The sequence below is a fragment of the Citrobacter sp. Cf072 genome, from assembly GCF_030334485.1.
Lineage (GTDB): Bacteria > Pseudomonadota > Gammaproteobacteria > Enterobacterales > Enterobacteriaceae > Citrobacter > Citrobacter freundii.
Map to the genome: position 1 here is coordinate 1 of NZ_JAOWDX010000037.1, position 18225 is coordinate 18225.

Sequence of the window (18225 nt, forward strand, 5' to 3'; positions counted from 1 at the left end):
GCTGTGAGTTCAACGGGTCGATGCAACGCTATCCTTAATCAAGGGGGACGTTGCCATGAAACGAAGAACTCGGATTAACTACACGCCAGAGCAGAAGGCAATTATCTGGGACAGATATAAGCAAGGTGATTCTCTACATGATATCGCCAGAATGTTCGACAGATATCATTCTTCCATTATGCCCACTATCCACCAGACAGGCGGCTACCGTCCTCCCGTGCCAAAACGGCACCGATTAGCGCTTTCGCTTGATGAAAGAGAGGAGATATCCAGAGGGCTGGTAGCAAAACTCAGTATCAGGGACATCGCCACCAAATTATCAAGAGCGCCCTCAACGATTAGCCGCGAGGTCAGGAGGCACGGTGGTGCAAAACAATACCGTGCAGCAAAAGCCGATGCTGCTGCGTGGGAAAATGCGCTGAGACCAAAACCTTGCAAGCTAATTGAAAGCCCCGCATTGTGTAAAATCATTGCAGAGAAGATGCATCAGGACTGGTCGCCGGAACAGATCGCCGGTTGGCTGAAACGCTGTTATCCGGATAATCAGGAAATGCATGTGTCACACGAAACGATTTATAAAACGCTTTTTATACAAACCCGGGGAGCATTAAAAAAAGAGCTGCAGCAATGCCTCAGAAGCGGAAGAGCAGTGCGTAGATCCAGAACGTCATCGCTTAAAGGGAAAGGATTAGGGTCAATCCCGCACACGATACCTATCAGCGAAAGGCCACCAGAGGCCGCTGACAGAGCCATTCCAGGTCACTGGGAAGGTGACCTGATTCAGGGCTCGAATAACTCCTATATCATCACCCTCGTAGAACGTCATTCCCGTTTTGTTATGCTGGCGAAAATCAGAGACAACAAGACCATAACGGTTATATCTGCACTCATCAGACAAGCCCGGGAATTACCTGCTGAGCTTTATAAAACATTAACTTGGGATCGTGGCGCTGAAATGACCAGCCACACACGATTTACTGTAGCGACAGACATTCAGATTTATTTTTGTGATCCTCAATCTCCCTGGCAACGTGGCTCAAATGAAAATACGAACAGATTGCTCAGACAATATTTTCCAAAAGGAACTGACTTATCGGTTCACAGCCAGCAAAGACTTAACAGTGTTGCCAGACAGCTCAACGAGAGGCCGAGAAAAACGCTAGACTATGAATCACCCGCAGAGCGGTTCAATAAGTGTGTTGCGTCCATCAGTTGAACTCACAGCCATAAGCGGACGTTCCAGTCGATATTACCCCTGTGATGAGTGGAGACTTACAGGGGATGTTATTGAAATGAACCTGCAGCTTTAGTTTCCGATAGCATGAATTTTAGCGAAAAGAAGCTATACCCTTACATCTTCACAGGCTGTAGTCTTGCCCCGGTTCGTTCAAGCCGTTCAATCATCAGTTCTGGATTGATCTTTTGCGAAGTCAGATACAGCCCTGTCTTTTCGGCATTCATCAGCATTGACTCAATACCTGCGGCTACTCCGACGGCCGTCAGATAAGACTGGCCCTTCGGATGGGTCAATTGAAATGACACGCTCTCATGTTGGCCGTTGACAAGGATGCCGTCAATCTCATACAGGATTTCTACCGACGGATTGTCTCCCTTCAGGCTTCCGGGAGACTGACCGACAACCAGATCGACCCTGACGGAATGTGCTTTCGTCATCTGAGCCAATTCTGCGGCATCAAATCCTGGCAGGCTTGAAGCAATAAAACTTGAACCATCATTCAGGATATATTTCCGCTGCTCATCGCCGTTACGGGGTACCTTCCACTGCGAGCGTTCCAGCACCAGGCCCGCCTCTTTCTGGGAAAAATCATCAAAATCAGCCATGCTGGCAGGGCCACCGAGGTCATTTTCATCCATCAGCACGCCCACCCTGATTTGTTCCACGGACCTGAAATCTTTAGTGCAGAAAATTCCTGCAGAAATTAGCGCCCCAGCAAAGCTGGTATCCTGAATGAGAACGCGACAGGTCGATAGGTGATTCAGGTACAATGCAAGTTTTGGTGCGATGTGGTTCAGTTGAGTGGCAATGCTAGTGTACGGTATGCCCTGACTAATAGCGTATTCTGCAGGGTGAGTGGATAAATCATTGGTCAACAAGGCAATACCGCTGAACTGAGCCTGTGGATCTAACCCCAGGTCAGCACGTTGTGTATCAACGGCGATGCCGGTCGCATTGCTGAAGCGGGATGCCGCTTCACTGGCTTTTTGCGCATTTCGTCCAGCGATCACAACAGGCAGTTCCGGCAGAAACTGGTTGAGTATAGACACAAGATGGGAACCCACTGTGCCGTATCCCCCGATAATAAGAAATGGATGGGTCATATGTTGCTCCAGGATTGAATAAAGTTGGTTCTAGGGTAAGGACGCCATCTGGCGCAGCTTAGCAATGAGATTATCCGGATCTCCTTGCGCTATCTGCATGCTGAGGCTAAGGCATAAACCATCAGCGGCCAGTCTCACCAAGGTAAGTTGTGGGTTGTCGTCGAGGTCGCCGCGTTTTTCAAGCATTCCCTGATACCAATCACGCCAGCGGGAACAGATGTATTCATCATCCATGGCTGATTTCCATAAGGTCATAAGACCGGCATTTTTCAGGGTTGCGAACCCCTGCTCCAGATAGGCTCGAGTAAATGCACCTTTCTCACAGGGGTCGGCAGATATAAGTCGGCCAATTTCTTCTGAATAATCTGTGATCATCTGTTCAAAGACGCACTTCAGCAGCGCGTCCTTATTCTCAAAGTGATGGAAAAAAGCCCCTTTTGTTACACCAGCCTGATCGCATACCGCCTGTACGCTGATAGCGGACAGACCGCTTCTGACTGCCAGCGTCTTCGCACATCTGAGCAAGGTTGCCCTTACGATTTCGGGCTGTTTTTTACGTTTATTATTAATAGTCATTCATGAAACATACCGGTGGGTATGTTTCATGTCAATATGTCCCGGATACAGGAAAGTACATAGTCCAGTATATGAGAATGGTAAAATCTGAACGAAAGTTGGGCATGCGAATGGACCTTTAGATAAAGAAATTAGTGGTTGGTTTACGCTGCGGGGTAATCCCCAAGGGCTGCTTTTCGCTCAAAGTTGCCCCTCAGCTCCACACCAGGTGTTGAGTAAACGCATCCGTGTAAGTGCACAATTTTCATGTGCCACTAAAGCAGTGTGTTCCCATCGACATTCAGTCAGCTTTATACGCCTGCCACTCGCGCCAGACATTCTCAGGATCAATATCGCGGTAGCCACGCTCTCTGATTATATCCTCGGCTGCTTCGGCCGGCAGGCGGATGGCTGTAGCGCCATCGCGAATGGACTCAACCTCATCGCGGGTCAATTCCCGTCCTATGTCCTGTTCTTTATCAATCAGGACTACGATCAACGCAGGGATAAAAACAATCTTCATACTGACAAGCCTCTGATATATTCGCATCCCACTGTATCACTGACAGTTTTGATATAATTCAGTAATCGTCAATTTATTACCAGGACGGGAATCATTCATGACATTGCAAATCCGTGACGCCACACCGGCCGACGCGATATTGCTCAATGCGCTGGGCTACCGCACGCACTTTGAACAAAAGGCACTGGAGCTTCGCTTATATGTCTACGGAGATAACGGGCGTGCGATTCGTGCTTATGAGCGATGTGGTTTCACTGAATCTCCGTATGCCATTATGAAAGTGGGTTTATAGCTTCCCCAAATACAGTACTCCTAATGCTCCGCCTGAAATCAGAACACTCCTGACAGGCCACGATTCCACCTGATTCAGATTTTTCATTCATCTTATTTTTCATGTTGCCATCAGATGAGGGAGATAATCGTTTTCACTTCCCGTCTGTCGCGGTAATCTCATAACGGTCGTTAATATTGCGACTGCAATGTGTGTAACCCAACTCAAATACTAATAACTAAAAAACAGTACAGACAGGATAACTATGGATTCCACCCTCACCTCCACGGGTCCCCAACAGGACGCCTCTTCGCTTAACCGCGCCCGACGCGCTGCGCTTGGCAGCTTCGCGGGTGCCGTGGTCGACTGGTATGATTTTCTGCTTTATGGCATTACTGCCGCACTGGTCTTTAACCGCGAGTTCTTCCCGCAAGTCAGCCCAGCGATGGGGACACTTGCCGCATTTGCTACCTTTGGCGTCGGATTTTTGTTCCGTCCGTTAGGCGGGGTGATCTTCGGCCACTTCGGCGATCGTCTGGGCCGTAAACGTATGCTGATGCTTACCGTCTGGACGATGGGTATTGCCACTGCGCTGATCGGGATTATTCCCTCTTTTGACACCATTGGCTGGTGGGCTCCTGTGCTGCTGGTGACACTACGCGCCATTCAGGGATTCGCCGTTGGCGGTGAATGGGGCGGCGCAGCGTTGCTCTCGGTCGAAAGCGCGCCGAAAAATAAAAAAGCCTTCTACAGCAGCGGCGTTCAGGTTGGTTACGGCGTCGGACTGTTACTTTCTACCGGTCTGGTCTCGCTGATTAGCTCGCAAACCACCGATGAGCAGTTCCTGAGTTGGGGCTGGCGTATTCCATTCCTGTTCAGCATCGTGCTGGTATTGGGCGCATTGTGGATGCGTAACCGAATGGATGAATCGGCCGAATTCGAACAGCAGCAGCAGGCACCGCAACCAGAGAAAAAGAGACTACCGGTAGTCGAGGCATTAATCCGTCATCCAGGGGCGTTTTTGAAAATTATCGCTCTGCGCCTGTGTGAACTGCTGACGATGTATATCGTCACCGCGTTTGCCCTTAATTACTCCACGCAGAATCTGGGCTTACCTCGCGAACTGTTTCTGAATATCGGGTTGTTAGTTGGTGGACTGAGCTGTCTGACCATCCCCTGCTTTGCCTGGCTCGCCGACCGCTTTGGTCGCCGGCGCGTTTACATTACTGGCGCACTGGTCGGGACGCTTAGCGCATTCCCGTTCTTTATGGCGTTAGAAGCGCAATCCATTTTCTGGATCGTGTTCTTCGCGATTATGTTGGCCAACATTGCACACGATATGGTGGTCTGCGTACAGCAGCCTATGTTTACCGGTTTGTTTGGCGCAAGCTATCGCTACAGCGGCGCAGGCGTTGGTTATCAGGTAGCAAGCGTAGTTGGCGGCGGTTTTACCCCCTTCATTGCTGCTGCACTGGTAACATTCTCCGGCGGAGACTGGCACAGTGTAGCCATTTATCTGATGGCGGGTTGTCTTATTTCCGCGACTACAGCATTGCTGATGCGGGATAAGCAGCACGGTTAAGCCCGGGTGCGGAGGCCGTCCGGTCTTCGCACAATCTTCCTCAACGTCTGACTTTTGTTTCACATTCCTGTGACATACTATCGGGAGAGCAGTACATCTGTGGAACAAGGAGACAGACATGAACAATAAGGGCTCCAGCCTGACCCCAACTCAGGCACTGGATAAACTGGACGCGCTGTACGAGCAGTCGGTTAAAGCACTGCGTAGCGCCATTGGTAAGTATATTGAAACAGGGACGCTCCCTGATGTAATCGCCCGCCATAACGGTCTTTTTGTTTACCCATCACTGTGTGTCACCTGGGATGGCATCGCCACCAATCCCCCGAAAACCCGAGCCTATGGTCGTTTTACCCATGCGGGCAGCTACACCACTACGATTACCCGTCCGTCGCTTTTTCGTCCGTATCTTGAAGAACAGCTCACGCTGCTGTATCAGGATTATGATGCGCATATCTCCGTCGAGCCGTCGCAGCATGAAATCCCCTATCCCTATGTGATTGACGGTTCAGAACTGACGCTGGATCGCTCGATGAGCGCCGGATTAACGCGCCATTTCCCCACCACTGAATTGTCGCAGATTGGTGACGAAACGGCAGACGGGATTTTTCATCCGGCGGAATTTTCTCCGCTGTCTCACTTCGATGCCCGACGCGTGGATTTTTCGCTGGCGCGACTACGTCATTACACGGGAACGCCGGTTGAACATTTTCAACCTTTTGTGCTGTTCACCAACTACACCCGCTACGTCGATGAGTTTGTGCGTTGGGGTTGCAGCCAGATCCTCGACCCGGACAGCCCATATATCGCGCTCTCTTGTGCGGGCGGGATCTGGATCACCGCCGAAACCGAAGCGCCAGAAGAAGCCATCTCCGATCTCGCCTGGAAGAAACACCAGATGCCCGCCTGGCATTTAATCACGGCTGACGGTCAGGGGATCACGCTGGTCAATATCGGCGTTGGCCCGTCTAACGCCAAAACCATTTGCGATCATCTGGCCGTACTGCGTCCTGACGTCTGGCTGATGATTGGTCACTGCGGTGGTCTGCGTGAAAGTCAGGCGATTGGCGACTATGTTCTGGCCCATGCTTATCTGCGTGACGACCACGTGTTGGATGCCGTACTACCGCCGGATATTCCGATTCCGAGCATTGCGGAAGTACAACGCGCCCTGTATGACGCCACCAAAGAAGTCAGCGGTATGCCCGGTGAAGAAGTTAAACAGCGCTTGCGTACCGGTACTGTCGTCACCACCGACGATCGTAACTGGGAGCTACGCTATTCCGCTTCTGCGCTGCGTTTCAACCTCAGTCGCGCGGTGGCTATCGATATGGAAAGCGCCACCATCGCCGCTCAGGGATACCGTTTCCGCGTTCCGTACGGCACGCTGCTGTGCGTTTCCGACAAGCCGCTGCACGGTGAGATCAAACTACCTGGTCAGGCCAACCGTTTTTATGAAGGTGCTATTTCTGAGCATCTGCAAATAGGTATCCGGGCTATCGATCGTCTGCGTGCTGAAGGCGACCGACTGCACTCCCGTAAATTACGTACATTCAACGAACCGCCGTTCCGTTAAGACCTGAAGGTTAACTATGCACAACTCAACTCCTCTTTCCGCCCTGCGCAACCTGCTGATAGCGCAGGGGCTGGATGGCATGATTGTTCCGCGCGCCGACGCTCATCAAAGCGAAGATTGTACACCGCATGACAATAAACTGGCCTGGCTGACCGGATTTAGCGGCTCTGCCGGCCTCGCGTTGGCCCTTCGGGATCGCGCGTTAATGTTTGTCGATGGACGCTATCAGGTCCAGGTACGCAATGAAGTCTCGCTGGATGATTTTGAAATTCATCATTTACACGATGAACCGCTGGCCGACTATTTGCAGTCTCACGTTGCAGCGGGTACACGTATCGGCTTTGAACCACTGCTGATGGTCAACAGCCAGTTTGAAGCCTTGTCGGCAACTCATTGCGAGCTGGTACCTCTTGAGCAAGATCCTTTTGACCAGGTGTGGCTTGACCGACCGGCAGCCCCCTGCGGCATCATTCGTGAAATGCCCATTGAAATCAGCGGGGAAAGCAGCACGCAAAAGCGTGCCCGCGTCGTGGAACAACTCGCTCAACATGAGACTGACGTACTGGCAATTACCCTGCCGGATAACATTGCCTGGCTGTTGAATGTACGCGGTTCAGATCTGGCTATGGTGCCAGTACCGTTTTCGTTTGCCCTGCTCCATCGCAGCGGTGAGCTGGAATGGTTTGTGGATAGCAACAAAACGCAGCAACTCCCCGTATCACTGCTAAACACGCTCACGCTGGCCCCGCAAGAGAGTTTCCTGGTACGTTGCCAGCAACTGGCCAGTGGGAAACGCTTTCTGGTCGATAAAGACTACGCCCCGGTTGCGTTGCGTTTTGCCATTGAAGAACACGGTGGCAACGTCTTATGGGCCCCTGATCCCATCACCTTGATGAAAGCCCACAAAAATGACGTTGAACTGGCGGGCTATCGGGAATGCCATGAACAAGATGGCGCAGCCTGGGTAAACTTCCTTGCCTGGCTGGCCCATGAAGTCCCTTTGCGCGAAGCGGCTGGCAATCCGGTCACTGAACTGGAAGCCCAGGCGAAGCAACTGGAATTTCGCCAGCAGCAGCCGGGATTTATTGAGCAAAGCTTCAGCACGATATCGGCCTCTGCCAGCAATGCGGCGATGTGTCATTACCACTCCAGTGAAAAAACCAATACGCCAATTACCTCGCAGGCCATGTATCTGAATGATTCCGGCGGCCAGTACCACAATGGTACGACGGATACGACGCGTACCTTCGCGTTTGGTCCACAGGATCCGCAACGTCGTCTGCATTACACCGCCGTGCTGAAAGGCTTTTTGTCGCTTATTTCACTGCAGTTTCCCAGCGGCACTCAGGGCCATCAACTGGATGCCTTTAGCCGTCGGGCGTTGTGGGATTTAGGCCTGGATTTTGATCATGGAACAGGACACGGAGTAGGCCACCAGTTGCTTATCCATGAACAGCCCCATCGCATTGCCAAGAAAGTAAACCCCTGGCCTCTGGTCGCGGGCAATATCATCACCATCGAACCGGGTTATTATCTGGCCGGACAATATGGGATCCGCATTGAAAACCAGGTGGAGATTATCAACAGTCGTCCAGGCTTCTGCCGTTTCTCAACGCTGACGCTGGTACCGATTGATTTGAATCTGGTTGAACTGCATCTGCTGAGTGAAGCTGAAAAGCAGTGGATTGATGATTACCACCAACAGGTCAGAGAGACGCTATCCCCGCGCGTGAACGCAGAGGCACGTCCCTGGCTGTTCGCTGCCACCGCACCAATTCGCGTTCAGGCTAATTAATGCAATAAAAAAGGCAGCCCGCAGGCTGCCTTAGTTCTCCCCAACTTCTTACTGCTTAGCTGTTACGGATGTACTCATCCATTTCAGTTTTCAGGTTATCGGACTTAGTCCCGAAGATAGCCTGAACACCGGAACCAGCTACCACAACGCCTGCCGCACCCAGTTTCTTCAGGCCAGCCTGATCCACTTTAGCAACGTCAGCCACGCTGACACGCAGACGAGTGATGCACGCATCGAGGTTAGTGATGTTTTCTTTACCGCCGAATGCAGCAACCAGAGCCGGAGCCATTTCACCGGTCGCACCTGCTTTGCTGTCTTCAGTAGCATCTTCACGACCCGGAGTTTTCAGGTCCAGCGCTTTAATCAGCACACGGAAGATGGTGTAGTAAACGATCGCATAACCGATACCAACAATCGGGAACAGCCACAGCTTGCTGCTGTTACCGGACAGAACGATAAAGTCGATCAGACCGTGGGAGAACGACGTACCGTCACGCATACCCAGCAGGATACAGATCGGGAATGCCAGACCAGCCAGAATCGCGTGGATGATGTACAGGATCGGCGCCACGAACATGAAGGAGAACTCGATCGGCTCGGTAATACCGGTCAGGAACGAGGTCAGCGCAGCGGAGATCATGATACCGCCCACTTTCGCGCGGTTTTCTGGTTTAGCAGAGTGCCAGATAGCGATAGCAGCAGCCGGCAGACCGTACATTTTGAACAGGAAGCCACCGGACAGTTTGCCCGCAGTCGGGTCACCCGCCATATAGCGAGGAATGTCGCCGTGGAACACCTGACCTGCAGCGTTGGTGTATTCACCGATCTGCATCTGGAATGGAACGTTCCAGATATGGTGCAGACCAAACGGCACCAGGCAGCGTTCAATGAAGCCATAGATACCGAACGCCACGACCGGGTTCTGGTATGCAGCCCACTGGGAGAACGTCTGAATAGCAGTACCGATTGGCGGCCAAATGAAGGACAGAACCACACCGGTGAAGATAGCAGCCAGACCAGAAATGATAGGAACGAAGCGCTTACCCGCAAAGAAGCCAAGATACTCAGGCAATTTAATACGGTAGAAGCGGTTGAACATATACGCTGCAATCGCACCGGAGATAATCCCTCCGAGAACACCCGTATCAGCAAGGTGTTTAGCTGCGATCTCTTCAGCAGGTAAATGCAGAACCAGCGGCGCAACAACAGCCATGGTCTTAACCATGATGCCGTAAGCAACAACGGATGCCAGTGCAGATACACCGTCATTATTAGTGAAGCCTAACGCAACACCGATAGCAAAAATCAGCGGCATGTTCGCCGCCCGCTTCTGCCATTACGTGCGATACAACGGCTGGCAGCCAGCTGAAGTTAGCGGAACCGACGCCCAGCAGGATACCTGCAATTGGGAGTACGGATACCGGCAGCATCAGCGATTTACCGACCTTTTGCAGGTTAGCAAATGCATTCTTAAACATAATTAGGAGTGCTCCTGAGTATTTGTGCTTTTCTACGTTCTCACGCATTAGCGAGGGGGGAGAACCTCGCCGTGTACAGGGCATCTAAGTACCCTTTATTTATTACACAGAGTAAAATAATTCAGTTTGTTTTTGTTTGACGGCTATCACAGTTCAGTCGTGAATGGCCGCAAAATCCGCACATTCCGATAAAATGCGTTTCTGAATGTGTCAAGCTGGTTATTCACCGCCCATTTTGTGGCGGTGAACTTTACTCGCATTAGTGATTAATTACGAGCTTTAAAAAAAGTCAGTTAACGAACAGATTGCAGGCGAGAAGCGTCGATGTGAAACAGGCGGGCAAAGTTATCAGTGGTTGCCTGCGCCAGTTCTTCAACGGCAACACCTTTCACTACGGCCATGTACTCTGCAACGTCACGAGTCATGGCGGGCTGGTTCTCTTTTCCACGATGCGGTACAGGCGCAAGGTAGGGAGAATCCGTCTCGACCAATAACCGGTCCAGAGGAACATAGCGGGCGGCATCACGGAGCTGCTCTGCATTTCGGAACGTGACGATGCCGGAAAACGAGATATAGAATCCAAGGTCCAGTAATTTGCCCGCCGTTTCTCTGTCCTCTGTAAAACAGTGTAGTACGCCGCCACAATCCGTCACTTTTTCTTCGCGCAGAATAGACAGCGTGTCGGCTCGCGCATCGCGGGTATGCACGATAACTGGCTTCTGTAACTCACGGCCAATCTGAATATGGTGGATAAAAGATTCCTGCTGGCGCACCTTTGTTTCCGGCGTGTAAAAATAGTCCAGCCCGGTTTCTCCCATCGCCACAACCCCCTCTTCGGCGGCAAAACGACGCAGCTCCTCAACATCATAGGTTTCATCCTGATTTAACGGATGCACGCCGCAGGAAAAAACCACATTGTCACGCTCACCAACCAGTTCACGCATACTGCGGTATCCTGGCAAGGTGGTTGCAACGGCAAGACAGAATTTCACATCGCGTGCGGCCGCTTTCGCCAGCACGTCGTCCACGTCCTTATGCAGAGATTGATAATCCAGGCCATCAAGATGGCAGTGTGAGTCGACTAAAAACATAATGTCTCTCTCAAAGATGGGGAACAGGCAGTACGGTGCCTGGTTGCAGGTAATGCTCAATACGAAGAATAAGATCGGTTAATACCAGCTCGCGGTTTACGCCCGTCACGTTCAGCAACTGCTGACGACAATGGCAAACGTCACCGAGTATCGCCTGTATCTGGGCAACGGATAACCGTTCTGCGATGGAAGATATCAGGTCCAGGGCATCGGGATTGGTTAAATGGGCAACCCCATACGGACGTTTCAACGCATCCGTAAACAACGTTGCCAGCCAGTGTAAACGGGCGGCAGCCTGATCGTGGTTTAACGCCGCGAGCAAGATATACCAATCACCGGCATTTAATGTATTCACCAGTGCCGCACAAAAATCTGTACGGTGCGCCCAGCTTTCAGCCTGTAACAGCGTGAGTGCCGCGCCTGGCGAACCGGCACTTAGACGTAACGCGCTAAGCAGCGCTTCTGACGACGCAGTCACTTCACGAGCAAGCCAGGAGATAGCATACGACTCCGGAGGTGGCGCAAGATGATGTAACCGACAACGGCTGCGTAATGTCGCCAGCAAACGAGCTGGCTCTGTGCTGGCGAGGAAAAACCAGGTCTGTGCCGGGGGTTCTTCCAGCGTTTTCAACAGGGCATTGGCGGCAGCATCGGTTAACTGGGCGGCATCAGGGATCCACACGACCTTCGCACCGCCGAGACGCGAATGCTCGTACAGCTTTTCACTGACTTCGCGTACAGCATCAACCCCCAGCGTGCTTTTGCCTTTTTCTGGCAGCAGCGAATAGTAGTCAGGGTGTGTCCCCGCCTGCATCAGCTGACAGCCACGGCACTGTCCGCAGCTTTTATGTCCTTCCGGCTGCTGGCACATTAAATATCGGCTGAGGGCGTAAATAAGCGCGTCGTCGCCCATTCCGGGTAACGCCTGAATCAGTAACGCATGGTGACCACGACCCGCCTGGTAGCTGGCCACCAGTTTTTCAAAATCCGGTCGTAACCATGGGTACCATCTCATGCGCCCTGCTCCTTCACCCATTGGGTGATGGTATTGCGAATATCAGCCATCACAGCCTCCAGCGGCTGCGTAGCGTCTATAGTGCGAATGCTGGCATCTTTGGCAGCCAGCTCAAGATAGCGCGCGCGGGTACGATTAAAGAAATCGAAAGATTCCTGCTCAATACGATCCAGCTCGCCGCGTGCACGGGCACGCTTCAACCCGACTTCTGGCGTCACATCCAGATAGATAGTCAGATCCGGGCGAAAATCGCCGAGCACTGCATCGCGCAGGGTTGCCAGCATGTTTTGATCGATACCACGTCCACCGCCCTGATACGCCTGAGTAGACAGATCGTGACGATCGCCAATTACCCACGCGCCTTTCGCCAGCGCAGGTTTAATAACGGTTTCGACCAGCTGTACGCGCGCAGCGTAAAACATCAGAACTTCGGCTTTGTCAGTGATAACCTCGTCACCCACCGACTTAATGTCCAGCACCAGGCTTCTTAGTTTCTCAGCCAGTTGCGTGCCGCCAGGTTCGCGGGTGAAAACCATGTCACGAATACCGAGTTGCTCAAGTGTCTCTACCACTACGTTACGCGCGGTGGTTTTTCCGGCGCCTTCCAGGCCCTCGATGACGATATAGTTACTGCCCATTTTTTTCCTTAAGCACTTTCAGGTAATCCTGCACGGACCGGTTGTGGCTGGCAAGATTGGTGTTAAACGTGTGGCCACCTTTACCGTCAGCCACAAAATAAAGATACGGCGTTTTTGCCGGATGTGCCGCGGCCTGCAACGATGCCTCTCCCGGCATGGCAATCGGGCCAGGTGGCAGTCCTGTAATGGTATAGGTGTTATAAGCGGTCGGGGTGTCTAAATCCACGCGCGACAATTTGCCATTATACCGTGACCCCATACCGTAAATCACCGTCGGATCGGTTTGTAAACGCATACCGATACGTAAACGGTTAATAAACACCGAAGCCACCTGGTCACGCTCGCTGGCAACCGCAGTCTCTTTTTCAATAATAGAAGCCATGGTTACCAGCTGATTTTTGTCCTGATAAGGCAGGCCGTCAGGGCGCCCTTCCCAGACAGTATCCACCGCTTTAACCATTTTCTGATGCGCGCGTTTTAGCAACGCTACGTCAGTCGTATTGGCGGTATACATCCAGGTATCTGGCCAGAACCAACCTTCCACCCATTGCGGTTTTTCCAGCTTCAGCGCCTGGGCCACGGTCTCATAGCTATCGTCGCTTAACGTATGTTTGATATACGGGGCATCGCGCAGCTGTTTCAGGTAATCGCTTAGGCGCATCCCTTCAACCAGACGTAACGGGAACTGCGCCTCTTTTCCGCTTTCCAGCAGTTGCAGCATATCCCGAACCGTCATGTCGGGTGTAAAACGGTAGGTTCCGGCCTTAAAATGCGACAGTTCGGGTTCCACACGCAGCAGCCATTGGAACACGCGCGGACGGTTAATAACCTTGTCCGCATACAGCTGTTCGCCAAGGGCCAGGCGGCCCGTCCCCGCTTTCAGCGTAAAAATCGTCTCTTCTTTAATCAATAATTTACTGTCCGCCAGATGGCGAACTTTCCACATTCCCACTCCCGCGGCAATGCCCACCACAACCAGCAATAACAGGACAACGAGTAACAGTTTTTTCATGACTAATTCGGGTGCTCACAAAGTGGGGCTAAAAAATCGAATAACAAACGTGAAGACAGCAATGTGTCGCCACAGGCACGCACGGGAATAATGGGCATTAACGCGTTACAGACGACGATTTCATCAGCCTGCATAACCTCCTCCAACCCGGCATACACTTCGACAATACTGAATGGCGATTGTGCCAGCATCCGGATACAGAATTGTCGCATAATGCCGTTTACTCCGGACTGATCCAGGCGGGGCGTGTAAACCACATAACCTTTACGCCAGAACAAATTAGCCGCACAGCATTCCGTAACCCATCCCTCGCTGTCAAGAACCAGTGCTTCATCTGCGTCCGTCTGTTCAAGATGAGAGCGAATCAACACCTGCTCCAGTCGATTCAGATGTTTAAGCCCGGCAAGCAGTGGATTACGTCCCAGACGTACTGGGCTTAGCGCCAGCACAATGCCATCTTGCCGCCAACGATCGTAATGAACGGGCCAGGCTGAAACGGAGAGGATGCGTGTGGCGCTGTGACAACTTTTGCCACTGTAGCCCCGGCCTCCAGTGCCACGGCTGATAATCACTTTCAACACCCCGCGTACGTGCCCTTTCGCCAGCATTTTCATTTCATTTTGCAGCTCGGGCCAATTTTCAAAAGAGATCAGCAGTTTTTGGCAAGCGTCTTGTAAACGCTCAAGATGCGCTGCAAAGAGAGGGATTTCGCCGTCGATAATACAGGCAGTGGTAAAACAGCCATCACCAAATTGGGTCGCTCGATCGCTTGCTGCCAGCATATTCTGCTCGCAGCCATTAATTAAGAACATGGTGGCTCCTTATTTCTGGTCCGCTAGTTTGGCAGGATGAGTAACACAGGACAAGGGCGGAAAACCGAATAAAAAAAGGCCCGACAAGCGGACCTTTTCAATTTGCTATCGATGCTAGCGCATCACCTAACAGGCTTAAATCTTTTTAAAGATCAAAGAGCCGTTGGTACCACCGAAGCCAAAGGAGTTACACAGTGCATACTCCAGACCACTAACCTGACGCGCTTCGTGAGGTACGAAGTCCAGATCACAACCTTCATCCGGGTTATCCAGGTTGATGGTTGGCGGAATAGCTTGATCGCGCAGCGCCAGGATAGAGAAAATAGACTCTACCGCGCCCGCCGCACCCAACAGGTGTCCGGTCATAGATTTGGTGGAGCTTACCATTACACGGCTTGCCGCATCACCAAAGACAGATTTCACTGCCTGGGTTTCTGCTTTATCGCCTGCAGGCGTAGACGTACCATGCGCGTTGACATAGCCAATCTGACCCGCTTCGATAGCCGCATCACGCAGCGCGTTGACCATTGCCAGCGCAGCGCCTGCACCGTTTTCCGGTGGTGACGTCATGTGGTAAGCATCACTGCTCATACCGAAGCCAACGACTTCAGCATAGATTTTTGCACCGCGCGCTTTCGCATGTTCGTACTCTTCCAGTACAACCATGCCTGCGCCGTCGCCCAGCACAAAGCCATCACGTTCTTTGTCCCACGGACGGCTTGCCGCTTGCGGGTTATCATTACGCGTAGACAGCGCACGTGCCGCGCCAAAACCACCCACGCCCAGCGGCGTACTGGCTTTTTCTGCACCACCCGCAACCATCGCGTCCGCATCGCCGTATGCAATGATACGTGCAGCATGACCGATGTTATGCACGCCTGAAGTACAGGCGGTCGCGATGGAGATGCTTGGCCCTTGCAGGCCGTACATGATGGTCAGGTGACCTGCCACCATGTTAACAATCGTCGACGGAACGAAGAACGGGCTGATCTTACGCGGTCCACCATTTACCAGAGAGGTATGGTTTTCTTCGATAAGACCGAGACCGCCAATACCAGAGCCGATAGCGGCGCCAATACGGTGGGCGTTCTCTTCCGTTATTTCGAGGCCAGAATCCTGCATGGCCTGAACGCCAGCGACAATTCCATATTGAATGAAAGCATCCATCTTGCGCTGTTCTTTGCGCGAGATAATGTCTTCACAGTTAAAATCCTTTACTAAGCCAGCAAATTTCGTTGCATAGGCGCTAGTATCGAAATGGTCGATCAGGCTGATGCCACTCTGACCGGCAAGGAGAGCTTTCCAGGTAGACTCTACGGTATTGCCGACAGGAGACAACATGCCCAGTCCGGTCACAACTACACGACGCTTAGACACGGTTGTCCTCCAGGGAGGGAAAATAATTCAAGTGGGATAAAAAGATAAAACTCAGGCGGTCGAATGACCGCCTGGAGATGTTCACTTACGCCTGGTGGCCGTTGATGTAATCAATGGCAGCCTGAACGGTAGTGATTTTCTCAGCTTCTTCGTCCGGAATCTCAGTATCAAACTCTTCTTCCAGAGCCATTACCAGCTCAACGGTGTCAAGAGAATCTGCGCCCAGGTCTTCAACGAAGGAAGCATTGTTGGTTACTTCTTCCTGCTTAACGCCCAGCTGTTCGCCGATAATTTTCTTAACGCGTTCTTCGATAGTGCTCATACTCTTAAATTTCCTATCAAAACTCGCTTTCGCGATGGTTTTCGTAGTGTATAAAATGTTGAAAAATTTGCAACTAAATCCCGGCAGGTCTTACCACGATTTTGCGCTATTTTGAGGCCATTCACCCTAATAACGCAAATATTTTTCAATCGTGGTTAAACCATGTACATCCCGCCGTTGACGTGCAAAGTCTCACCTGTGATGTAACTTGCTTCGTCAGAAGCTAAAAATGCAACCGCACTGGCGATTTCCTGAGCGCCGCCAAGGCGACCCGCAGGAACCTGCGCCAGAATACCCGCACGCTGATCATCAGACAGCGCACGCGTCATGTCCGTTTCAATAAAGCCCGGAGCAACAACGTTTACAGTAATGCCACGAGACGCAACTTCGCGCGCCAGTGATTTACTGAAGCCGATCAGACCCGCTTTCGCCGCAGCGTAGTTAGCCTGACCTGCATTTCCCATGGTACCAACCACAGAACCGATAGTGATAATACGCCCATGACGCTTTTTCATCATAGCTCGCATTACCGCTTTTGACAGACGGAAAACAGATGACAGGTTGGTTTCGATGATATCGTTCCACTCGTCATCTTTCATGCGCATTAACAGGTTATCACGAGTAATCCCGGCATTATTGACCAGGATATCGACTTCACCAAATTCTGCGCGAATATTTTCCAGAACAGATTCGATAGATGCAGGATCGGTCACATTCAACATCAGACCTTTACCATTTGCACCTAAATAATCGCTAATGGCCTGCGCGCCGCTTTCGCTGGTAGCAGTACCGATAACTTTCGCGCCACGGGCAACGAGTGTCTCAGCAATTGCGCGGCCAATGCCACGGCTTGCACCGGTAACCAGCGCGATTTTTCCTTCAAAACTCATGGTCTTCCTCTTTTATTGCTCTAGCGCCGCAGACAGTGCCGCCGGCTCATTCAGTGCCGAAGCAGTCAGGGTGTCAACAATACGTTTCGTCAAACCGGTCAGAACTTTACCCGGACCGACTTCATACAGGTGCTCTACGCCCTGGGACGCCATAAATTCAACGGTTTTAGTCCACTGAACCGGGCTATACAGCTGACGAACCAACGCATCGCGAATAGCGTCTGCCGTGGTTTCACACTTCACATCGACGTTGTTCACGACCGGAACCGTCGGTGCGTTAAAGGTGATTTTCTGCAGCTCAACGGCCAGTTTCTCAGCAGCAGGCTTCATCAGCGCACAGTGAGACGGCACGCTAACTGGCAGTGGCAGAGCACGTTTCGCACCCGCAGCTTTACAGGCAGCGCCCGCACGTTCAACCGCTTCTTTATGACCCGCGATAACCACCTGACCTGGCGAGTTGAAGTTGACCGGAGAAACGACCTGACCTTCTGCTGACTCTTCACATGCTTTAGCGATAGACGCATCATCAAGACCGATAATCGCAGACATGCCGCCTGTGCCTTCTGGTACAGCTTCCTGCATGAACTTACCGCGCAGTTCAACCAGACGTACGGCATCAGCAAATGCGATCACGCCTGCGCAGACCAGCGCAGAATATTCGCCCAGGCTGTGACCCGCCATCAGCGCAGGTGTTTTACCGCCCTGCTGCTGCCATACGCGGTAAAGCGCGACAGATGCGGTCAACAGCGCTGGCTGCGTCTGCCAGGTTTTATTCAGTTCTTCGGCCGGACCCTGCTGAGTCAACGCCCACAGATCATAGCCCAGCGCAGCTGATGCTTCAGCAAATGTTTCTTCAACAATTGGGTAGTTTGCTGCCATTTCAGACAACATCCCAACGGTCTGGGAACCCTGCCCCGGAAACACAAATGCAAATTGCGTCATGTTTAAATC

The 18225-nt window shown here is 51.9% G+C and carries 17 protein-coding genes and 1 pseudogene; 5 read left to right on the forward strand and 13 right to left on the reverse strand.

Annotation, left to right across the window (positions count from 1 at the left end):
- Window positions 1-55: 55 nt before the first annotated feature.
- Window positions 56-1216, forward strand: coding sequence for an IS30-like element ISCfr4 family transposase (locus OGX66_RS05380; RefSeq protein WP_286510989.1), 1161 nt, complete (start codon window positions 56-58; stop codon window positions 1214-1216).
- A 134-nt stretch (window positions 1217-1350) separates the two neighbouring features.
- Here the strand turns inward: OGX66_RS05380 and OGX66_RS05385 are convergent, their stop codons facing one another.
- From OGX66_RS05385 to OGX66_RS05395, 3 genes are all read right to left on the reverse strand, one after another.
- Window positions 1351-2340, reverse strand: a complete 990-nt coding sequence (locus OGX66_RS05385) for a hypothetical protein (RefSeq protein ID WP_088902448.1) — start codon at window positions 2338-2340, stop codon at window positions 1351-1353.
- Between the two features lie 30 nt (window positions 2341-2370).
- Window positions 2371-2916 carry a TetR/AcrR family transcriptional regulator gene (locus OGX66_RS05390; protein WP_088902449.1) on the reverse strand — a complete coding sequence of 182 codons (546 nt, stop codon included), beginning with the start codon at window positions 2914-2916 and terminating at the stop codon, window positions 2371-2373.
- Window positions 2917-3196: 280 nt separating this feature from the next.
- On the reverse strand, window positions 3197-3418 hold the full coding sequence (locus tag OGX66_RS05395) for a hypothetical protein (RefSeq protein ID WP_003036289.1): 222 nt from the start codon (window positions 3416-3418) through the stop codon (window positions 3197-3199).
- 97 nt (window positions 3419-3515) lie between these two features.
- Between OGX66_RS05395 and OGX66_RS05400 the strand changes: the two genes are divergently transcribed.
- From OGX66_RS05400 to OGX66_RS05415, 4 genes are all read left to right on the forward strand, one after another.
- Window positions 3516-3710 carry an N-acetyltransferase gene (locus OGX66_RS05400; RefSeq protein ID WP_088902450.1) on the forward strand — a complete coding sequence of 65 codons (195 nt, stop codon included), beginning with the start codon at window positions 3516-3518 and terminating at the stop codon, window positions 3708-3710.
- A 244-nt stretch (window positions 3711-3954) separates the two neighbouring features.
- Entirely contained in the window at window positions 3955-5271 is a 1317-nt protein-coding gene (gene shiA, locus OGX66_RS05405) for a shikimate transporter (protein ID WP_088902451.1), read from the forward strand.
- 118 nt (window positions 5272-5389) lie between these two features.
- Complete coding sequence (locus OGX66_RS05410) at window positions 5390-6844, forward strand: AMP nucleosidase (protein ID WP_003836722.1); 1455 nt, start codon at window positions 5390-5392, stop codon at window positions 6842-6844.
- A gap of 16 nt (window positions 6845-6860) precedes the next feature.
- Window positions 6861-8639, forward strand: a complete 1779-nt coding sequence (locus OGX66_RS05415; RefSeq protein ID WP_094544801.1) for an aminopeptidase P family protein — start codon at window positions 6861-6863, stop codon at window positions 8637-8639.
- A gap of 55 nt (window positions 8640-8694) precedes the next feature.
- Here the strand turns inward: OGX66_RS05415 and ptsG are convergent.
- From ptsG to fabD, 10 genes and pseudogenes are all read right to left on the reverse strand, one after another.
- Window positions 8695-10117, reverse strand: a pseudogene (gene ptsG, locus OGX66_RS05420) (PTS glucose transporter subunit IIBC).
- A 293-nt stretch (window positions 10118-10410) separates the two neighbouring features.
- Window positions 10411-11208: a metal-dependent hydrolase gene (locus OGX66_RS05425; RefSeq protein WP_003036276.1), complete on the reverse strand. Its 798-nt coding sequence runs from the start codon at window positions 11206-11208 to the stop codon at window positions 10411-10413.
- Window positions 11209-11218: 10 nt separating this feature from the next.
- On the reverse strand, window positions 11219-12223 hold the full coding sequence (gene holB / locus OGX66_RS05430) for a DNA polymerase III subunit delta' (protein WP_270921794.1): 1005 nt from the start codon (window positions 12221-12223) through the stop codon (window positions 11219-11221).
- On the reverse strand, window positions 12220-12861 hold the full coding sequence (tmk, locus tag OGX66_RS05435) for a dTMP kinase (protein ID WP_003036268.1): 642 nt from the start codon (window positions 12859-12861) through the stop codon (window positions 12220-12222). Before tmk ends, holB begins: the two co-directional genes overlap by 4 nt.
- Window positions 12851-13873: a cell division protein YceG gene (gene yceG / locus OGX66_RS05440; RefSeq protein ID WP_088902454.1), complete on the reverse strand. Its 1023-nt coding sequence runs from the start codon at window positions 13871-13873 to the stop codon at window positions 12851-12853. Before yceG ends, tmk begins: the two co-directional genes overlap by 11 nt.
- 2 nt (window positions 13874-13875) lie before the next feature.
- A complete protein-coding gene (pabC, locus tag OGX66_RS05445) occupies window positions 13876-14685 on the reverse strand; it encodes an aminodeoxychorismate lyase (RefSeq protein ID WP_003846794.1) in 810 nt (269 codons plus the stop codon).
- A gap of 135 nt (window positions 14686-14820) precedes the next feature.
- Window positions 14821-16062 carry a beta-ketoacyl-ACP synthase II gene (fabF, locus tag OGX66_RS05450; RefSeq protein WP_003036260.1) on the reverse strand — a complete coding sequence of 414 codons (1242 nt, stop codon included), beginning with the start codon at window positions 16060-16062 and terminating at the stop codon, window positions 14821-14823.
- Between the two features lie 85 nt (window positions 16063-16147).
- Window positions 16148-16384 carry an acyl carrier protein gene (gene acpP, locus OGX66_RS05455; protein WP_000103754.1) on the reverse strand — a complete coding sequence of 79 codons (237 nt, stop codon included), beginning with the start codon at window positions 16382-16384 and terminating at the stop codon, window positions 16148-16150.
- A 155-nt stretch (window positions 16385-16539) separates the two neighbouring features.
- On the reverse strand, window positions 16540-17274 hold the full coding sequence (gene fabG, locus OGX66_RS05460) for a 3-oxoacyl-ACP reductase FabG (RefSeq protein ID WP_003036255.1): 735 nt from the start codon (window positions 17272-17274) through the stop codon (window positions 16540-16542).
- A 12-nt stretch (window positions 17275-17286) separates the two neighbouring features.
- Window positions 17287-18216: an ACP S-malonyltransferase gene (gene fabD, locus OGX66_RS05465; protein WP_008320343.1), complete on the reverse strand. Its 930-nt coding sequence runs from the start codon at window positions 18214-18216 to the stop codon at window positions 17287-17289.
- Window positions 18217-18225 lie beyond the last annotated feature (9 nt).